Below are 4,927 nucleotides of genomic sequence, written 5' to 3' on the forward strand. Positions count from 1 at the left end.
GTCGCTGATCAAGCTGGTCGCGATCATCGCGGCCGTGCTGTGCACCCTGCTGGCGCTGGCCGCGCTGGGCCGCCTCGACGGCAGTGACGGGCGTGGGCACCGCCGCTTCCTGCCGCGCAACTGGCTGAAGCCGACCTGGGCCGATGGTGCGGTGATCGGCACGCTGCTGGTCTGGCATTTCGTCGGCGCCAACACCTCCGACGACGGCTACATCCTGTCGATGGTGCGCGTGGCCCCCGACGCGGGCTATACGGCCAACTACTTCCGCTGGTACGGCGTCCCCGAGGCCCCGTTCGGCTGGTACTACTACGTCATCCAGGTGTTCGCGGAGATCTCCACGGCCAGCCCGTGGGTGCGCGTGCCCGCGCTGATCTGCGCCATCCTGTGCTGGATGGTGATCAGCCGCGAGGTGGTGCCGCGCCTCGGCAATGCCGTGAAGCGCTCGCAGGTGGCGCTGTGGACCGGTGGACTGGTGTTCCTGGCGTTCTGGCTGCCGTTCGACAACGGCCTGCGCTCGGAGCCCATCGTCGCCCTCGGCGCACTGCTCACCTGGGTGTCCATCGAACGCGCCATCGCCACCGGCCGTCTGCTGCCCGCGGGCATCGCGGTGCTGATCGCGGCGTTCACCCTCGCCGCCGCGCCGACCGGCTTGATGTGTGTGGCCGCGCTGCTGGCCGGTATCCGGCCGCTGGTGCGGATCATCGTGCGCCGTCATCGCCAGTTCGGCACGCTGCCGCTGCTGGCTCCGATCGCCTCGGCGGGCGTGCTCGTGCTCACCGTGGTCTACGGCGACCAGACCTTCGCCGGCATCCAGGAAGCCAACCGGGTCCGTCAGGCCACCGGCCCGAACCTGGCCTGGTACGAGGACTACCTGCGCTACTACTACATGTTCGTCGAGACCGTCGACGGCTCGCTGGCCCGCCGGTTCGCCTTCCTGGTGATGCTGCTGTGCCTGTTCACGACGCTGCTGGTGCTGCTGCGCCGCCGTCAGGTGCCGGGGATCGCGTCGGGTCCGACGTGGCGGCTGATGGGGATCGTCTTCGGCACGATCTTCTTCATGATGTTCAACCCCACCAAGTGGACCCACCACTTCGGCGCCTACGCGGGCATCGCGGGTGGGCTCGCGGCGGTGACGGCGGTGGCGGTGTCGCAGAGCGCGCTGCGCTCCCGCAAGAACCGGGCGATCTTCCTGGCCGGTTTGCTGTTCGTGCTGGCGCTGTCGTTCTCGGGCATCAACGGCTACTGGTACGTGTCCAGCTACGGCGTGCCGTGGTTCGACAAGACCATCTCGCTGCGCGGCGTCCACTCGAACACGGTGATGCTCGTCCTGTTCGGCGTGGCCTTGGCCCTGGTCGGCTGGTACGCGCTGCGCGAGGACTATGTGAAGCCGGTGCCGTCGGTGAAAACCAAGCGCGGCAACAGGATCCGCAAGTTCGCGGCTATTCCGCTGACCATCGTGGTCGGCCTGATGGTGCTGTTCGAAGTGCTCTCGCTGGTCAAGGGCGCGACGCAGCAGTACCCCGGCTACTCGCTCGGCCGCTCCAACATCGACGCGCTGAGCGACAACTCGTGTGGCCTGGCCAACGACGTGCTGGTCGAATCCGACCCGAACGGCGGCAGGCTCGACCCCATCGTCGACCCGGCCCGTCCGTTCACCGACCCCAACGATCCCCTCGCGGGCACCGGCTCGGTCGGGTTCACACCCAACGGCGTGCCGAGCGACCTGTCCGCCGACGCGGTCGAGGTGAAGCCGGGCACCGGCAACACCAGCAACCAGTCGGTCGGCGCGGCCTTCGCCGAAGGCGAGAGCGCGGGCACCGGCGGTGGTGAGGGCGCACTCGGCGTCAACGGTTCCACCGTGGCGCTGCCGTTCGGCCTCGACCCCGCGCAGACTCCGATTCTCGGCTCCTACCAGGAGGGCATGCAGCAGCCCGCCCACCTGGAATCGGCCTGGTACGGCCTGCCCGCCCGCTCGGACGACTCGCCGCTGGTCGTGATCAGCGCGGCCGGTCGCATCGCCTCCAAGGACGACTCCGGCTCCGACAAGTACGGTCAGGCGCTGTTCGTCGAATACGGCACCCGTAACCCCGACGGCAGCGTCACCACGCTCGGCGCCTACCAGCCGCGCGATATCGGCCCCGCGCCGTCGTGGCGCAACCTGCGCGTGCCGCTGGCCGACCTTCCGGCCGAGGTGAACGCGGTGCGCGTGATGGTGAACGACCCGATCCTGATCGGTGACCAGTGGCTGGCGTTCACCCCGCCGCGGGTGCCCGAGTTGCAGACTCTGGACACGTTCATCGGCCGTGACCAGCCGGTACTGCTGGACTGGGCCGTCGGCCTGCAGTTCCCGTGCCAGCGTCCGTTCGCGCACAAGAACGGCGTGGCCGAGGTGCCGAACTACCGGATCCTGCCGGACCGCCCGCTGGCGATCTCGTCGACCGACACCTGGCAGGCGCAGGAGTTCGGTGGTCCGCTCGGCATGACGCAGATGCTGGCGGCCCGGGTCACCATCCCGACCTACCTGAAGGACGACTGGGCCCGGGACTGGGGCTCGCTGGAACGCTACGACCAGTACGCGCAGGCCACGCCCACGCAGCTCGAGACCGGCACGGCGGCGCGCAACGGGCTGTGGAGCCCGGGACCGTTGCGGGTCTTCTAGCCAGGTAAGTCTCGAGGCCCTCGGGGCCGAGAATTCGCGGCACCAGCCGCCAAGAATAAAGGCGCGGATCACGTTATGTGGTCCGCGCCTTTTCGGTTGGATGGGGGACAGGAGTCAGACGTTGAGCATGCGACGGTTCAGGTCGCGGCGTAATACCTCTTGTGAAGGCAGTCTTTCCAGTACCCGCATTACGGCCGGTCGTAGTTCTTGCTTCTCGTCGTTGCTGAGCAACTCGACGAGATCTCGTAGATCCATGTCATCGAAGGCTCCTGTCATACCCACCAGGGTACGTGCTCAAACGTGCAGGCACAGGACCTTTAGGCTGTCATTTACAGGTGTTTCATCAAACCGAAACCCTAACGGACACTGAGGGTTTCGTAAGTGACATGGGCAAGTGCCCGGTCACTGCCCTTGCGCTGCCATAGTCTCTACGCCGTTCTACTGCGCCCGAATTGCCGGTTCTTTCGCTCGTCCTGTCTGATCGATCACAGTCACCCCGATCTTCGCGGGCGGTGCCGGCTGATAGGGCGTGAACCGCTCGAGCGAGCCCCAGTCCCGGCCGAGATCGTGGTCGAGATAGGTGGGCACAGTCTCGGCCTTCAGGAGCAGATTTGTCCACCCGAGCGGGCCGCCGCCGATGTCGTCCTGCCAGGCGTTGGACGCGTCCGAACCGACCCGGTCGGGCAGAATCCGCCACTGCGGAGCCTCCGCGACGCCGTCGTGATGCTCGAACGGGCGCTGGCAGGGGAACGCGAGGCCGACGTGCCAGTCGAGCAGCACCGGCGCGGTCCGGCCGACCACCGAGTCCAGGGTGGCCAGTTTCGGCAGCCGCGGCGGCGTCACCGCGAGCCACTGCTTGCCGGTGATGTCGTTGTCGGCGGCGACCAGGCGCACCGCGTTCACGCCTGCGGGCAGCTGATCGATCGGCACACGCAGGTTGCGCCACGATGGGGCCGGGCCGATGTCCATCGGCGCGACCGAGCCCGTCACCTCGACGGAACCGTCGGCGGCGCGGGTGCCGTATTCCAGACGCAACTCCTGGCCGTAGTGCACGACGCCGTCGGTGTCGACGTAGCGGATCCGCCCGGCCGCGGTGACCACGAGGGCCTGATACGCGGGATCGTCGCGCACGCTGTCGCCGAGGTCGACGCGATACCACTGTGAGGTCAGCTTCGCCTGCTGCTGCACGCCGTCCTGGAAGGAGCCGAGGACCGGAGTGCGGGCGGGGTCGAGGCCGAACGGCAGGGCGACGGTGCTGCCGTTGATGCCGGGTTCGGCGCTGGTGCCGCCGCCGGTGCCCGCGCCGGTGGTCTTGGTGGTCTTGTTGGCGGAATCGGTGTCGACCGAGTTGGCGCCGCCGACCACGGTCTCGTCGGCATCGGCAGTGAGGTCGTCGGCCACGCCGTCCGGGGTGAAGCCGGTGGATTCGGCGTTCAGTCCGTCGGCGGGTGCGCCGGTATAGGGGGTGAGCAGGGAATCGGCCGTATTCGATTCCACCAGAACGTCATTGGCCAGGCCGCACGTATTGCCTTGCAGCGAATTGAGATTCGACTTCGCGATGGAGTACGCGGGGTACTGGGTGATGGCGCCCTTCGCCATCGACGCCACCTCGAACAGCACCAGCAGGGCCGCCGCGATGGTGAGCGGCATGGTCGCGAAGCGGTCGAAACGCCCGGTGTCGCTCGGTGTCCGGTACGGGGCGCGCAGGTGGAAGTACAGGGCGACCAGCAGCGCGAGGATGCTGAGACCGAGGAACAGCGTCGAAACGCCCTTGCCCGCCACCATCGGCGCCTTGTCCCAGAACGGCACGCCGTAACTGGAGACATACCACCAGCCGTTGGAGCCGGTGAAAGTCATCGCGAGCAGGAACAATACCGCCGCGGTGAACAGCGCTCGATTGCGTGGAGCCTTGATTCCGTTGGTGCCCACCGCAACCGCCGCCAGTGCCGCCAGCGAACCCGCCAAGCCCGCGTAGACGCCGAAGTGGTGGGTCCACTTGGTTGGCGTCCACATCATCAGCAGGAGCGCCGCGAAGACGATGCCGAGGATGCGCACCGACGGGCCGCGCGAGGTGCCGGGGATGCGGCCCTTGCGCAGCACCTGCAGGATGCAGACGAGCAGGCACAGCAGCAGCACCAGGACGCCGAACCGGCGGGCGAGCGAGCCGTCGGGCGACAGCATGAACAGCGAGCCGCCAGCGAACCCGCCAAGCCCGCGTAGACGCCGAAGTGGTGGGTCCACTTGGTTGGCGTCCACATCATCAGCAGG

Annotated in this window: 2 protein-coding genes and 1 pseudogene; 1 reads left to right on the forward strand and 2 read right to left on the reverse strand. The window is 67.9% G+C overall.

The annotated features are described in order from the left end of the window. A partial coding sequence (locus ACFWF3_RS24235) for an arabinosyltransferase (RefSeq protein ID WP_379315400.1) occupies nucleotides 1-2,659 on the forward strand: 2,659 nt, incomplete at its 5' end. A gap of 114 nt (nucleotides 2,660-2,773) precedes the next feature. Here ACFWF3_RS24235 and ACFWF3_RS24240 read toward each other — a convergent pair. Both ACFWF3_RS24240 and ACFWF3_RS24245 read right to left on the reverse strand, forming a co-directional pair. Beyond that, nucleotides 2,774-2,935 (reverse strand): hypothetical protein, encoded by a 162-nt coding sequence (locus tag ACFWF3_RS24240; protein WP_156677619.1) that lies wholly within the window; start codon nucleotides 2,933-2,935, stop codon nucleotides 2,774-2,776. 162 nt (nucleotides 2,936-3,097) lie between these two features. Then, a pseudogene (locus ACFWF3_RS24245) lies at nucleotides 3,098-4,849 on the reverse strand (arabinosyltransferase C-terminal domain-containing protein); the annotation flags it as partial. Nucleotides 4,850-4,927 lie beyond the last annotated feature (78 nt).

This window comes from Nocardia sp. NPDC060220 (assembly GCF_042727815.1).
In the GTDB taxonomy this organism is placed as follows: domain Bacteria; phylum Actinomycetota; class Actinomycetes; order Mycobacteriales; family Mycobacteriaceae; genus Nocardia.